The following is a 2,765-nucleotide window of genomic DNA, read 5'->3' as shown; positions in this document are numbered from 1 at the left end:
ACCTCAGCACACCTCAGCACACCTATTAATATATTAATCATCAATTGACGCAACAAACAGAGATGCGCTGACAGTTATTACTATTTCAAAATTATGAAAAAAAGCCGTTTATACACGTTATTTTACCCTTCCTGATAAAACAAAGGTTTTCACCAGCGAGTGGTAATCGGGTTATTTCCGCAATTGAAAGTTCCTGACAAAAAGGGTTTTTTCAGCTCAGTCCGTTTTCTCACAGTCTGCATTAAACGCTGTTTCAGCGTGCTAGCATCGTCTGCATTCAATATTGATATACAAATCAATTTATTAACTGTTCCATTTAACTGTTCCACTTAAATGTGCCATAGCACGAGGAATATCTGGTGAAATACTCTCTGCCCACAGTGTTAATGATAGGCCTGAGCAGCGGCTGCTCTGTTACTGCTCCGACATCAACTCAGACAACAGGCCACAAGGACACATACGAATACGCCACCAAAGCTGTTTACACACCCGCAGCCAGTGCGGCCGATTATCAGCAGCCGCCCACAGGCTATGCGCTGGTCTTTTCTGAACTGCTTGCCCGCCATGGTTCACGCGGACTTTCCAGCCCCAAATACGACCATATCAGCCTTAATATCTGGCAATCGGCGCAACAGCAGAACCAACTGACGGCAGCCGGAAAGGCGCTGGGCAGTGAAATTCAGCGCATGATGGATGCCAACATTGCTATGGGCTACGGCAACCTGTCAGAGCTCGGCAAGCTTGAACATGCAGGCATCGGTCAACGTCTGGCGGAACGCAATAAGACATTGTTTCAGCAGCAGGCTGACAAAGAAATTCTGGTCGAATATTCCGGTAAACAACGGGCGAAAGACAGTGGCCTGGCATTCAGTCATGGGCTGACAGAAGCCAATCCGGCCCTGCAGCAGGTCATATCAGCTCCCGTCGCCAATCCTGAAACCCTGTATTTTCATAAGCAGCCAGAAAACCGTGACTATCAGGATTACAAAGAATCCGATCCGCAGCTGCTGAGCGTCTTTGATACGTTGTTTTATTCTGAGCACATGCACAGCATCGCCCGCGATGTCCTCAGTCAGATATACACGCCGTCTTTTATCGATGAGCTGGCCGCCGGCAAACACAGTTACAGTCGCCCGGATGAAACTGAAGTGAAAGTTTATAACGATGTGGACGCCATGCTGCAGCTGTTTAATCTGTATCAGATTGCACTGGGCATGCCGGATGAAGCCGGAGACAAGCCGTGGGACTTCCGCAAATACTTTACGCCGGAGCAAACACAATGGCTGTCTTATGTGATGGATGCTGAGGATTTTTATGCCAAAGGCCCTGCTTTTAAAGGCCGGGATATCACCTACCGTATGGCCCGTCCACTGGTGCAGGATTTTTTCCAGCGGGTAGCAAACGTTCAGCAGGGTGACAGCGAATACTCTCTCGTTGCGCGTTTTGCTCATGCCGAAACACTGGTGCCGTTCACTACCTACCTGCAATTGCCGGGCAGTGATCAGCCGCTCAGTGACGGCCAGCTCTACACCCGTGCAAACAACCCATGGCGTGGTGAAGACGTCGCGCCTATGGCCGGTAATGTACAGTGGGATGTATTCCGCAATGCAGAAAACCAGATACTGGTAAGAATGCTCTACAACGAGCAGGAGAAGGCATTTAAAACTGCCTGTCAGCCAATAGCCGATAACAGCTTCTACTACAGTTTTACCGAACTGAAACGTTGCTATTCGATGTAATCCGGATTGAACCTCCACTGCCGCTGGTCATTAAGGCCAGTGCAAAACTGCATAAAAAAGCCGGTTAAGAAATTCTTAACCGGCTTTTTTCTGAAGTTCAGTTCAGATCATTATCCCTGACGGGCACGACCTTCGCTGCGGCCTTCGTTTTTACCGCGGTGTGGTTTTTTAGGACCACGGTCAGACGGACCTTTTGCTCCACGACCAGCGCCTGGCTTGAAAGCCGGACGGCCACCCGCAGGCTTACGGCCACCACGACCACCGTCTTCCGGAACGTCAGCCGCTTTGTACGGTTTGATTTCCAGAGGGCGGCCACAGACGCGGGCTTTCTTCAGTTTATTCATTACCGGCGCTGGCATACCTTCCGGCAGATCAACCACAGCAAAGTTGTCGAAAATTTCGATGTGGCCAATGTACTCACTATCGAGATCAGCTTCGTTAGCAACAGCACCCACCAGGTTACCTGGCTTCAGACCGTCGTCATAACCAACGCTGACCATGTAACGCTCCATATCCACTTCCGGATGACCCTTCAGTGCTTTCGCGTGTGCCTGTGGCAGCTCTTTGCTGGCACCACGGTCACGCTTAGGACGTTCGCCACGCTCAAAACGCTCGCCGCGCTCACGACGTTCGCCACGCTCCGGACGGTCACCGCGTTCTTCACGACGGCTGTTCATACGGCTGTCGGCTTTCTCGTCGATAAACAGTGGTTTCTGGCCCTGCAGCAGGCTGGCAACAGCGGCTGCCACATCCAGTGCATCCAGCGGATTTTCTTTCAGAACTTCTTCAATAATATTGCGGAATTCCTGATTTTTCTCGGAGTGGATTGCGTCCACGATCTGAGATTTAAATCCTTCACGACGTTTCTTGTTCACCATTTCGGCAGTCGGCAACGACATCTCGTCGATTGGCTGACGGGTTGCTTTTTCGATGTCGCGCAGCATGCGTTTTTCACGACCACGAACAAACACAATGGCTTCACCGCTACGGCCGGCACGACCGGTACGGCCGATACGGTGTACGTAA

Annotated in this window: 2 protein-coding genes; one reads left to right on the top strand and one right to left on the bottom strand. The window is 50.7% G+C overall.

What is annotated here, in order from left to right; genetic code table 11:
• Positions 1 to 359 precede the first annotated feature (359 nt).
• Positions 360 to 1,739 carry a histidine-type phosphatase gene (locus tag B2Z72_RS08570; RefSeq protein ID WP_296983389.1) on the top strand — a complete coding sequence of 460 codons (1,380 nt, stop codon included), beginning with the start codon at positions 360 to 362 and terminating at the stop codon, positions 1,737 to 1,739.
• Positions 1,740 to 1,849: 110 nt separating this feature from the next.
• Here the strand turns inward: B2Z72_RS08570 and B2Z72_RS08565 are convergent.
• On the bottom strand, positions 1,850 to 2,765 hold a 916-nt coding region (locus B2Z72_RS08565; protein WP_297004563.1), incomplete at its 5' end, for a DbpA RNA binding domain-containing protein.

This window comes from Thalassolituus sp. UBA6592 (genome assembly GCF_002433655.1).
GTDB lineage: Bacteria > Pseudomonadota > Gammaproteobacteria > Pseudomonadales > Oceanobacteraceae > Venatoribacter.
The sequence above is the reverse complement of the archived record's forward strand: the minus strand, read 5'-3'. Positions and strand labels throughout refer to the sequence as shown.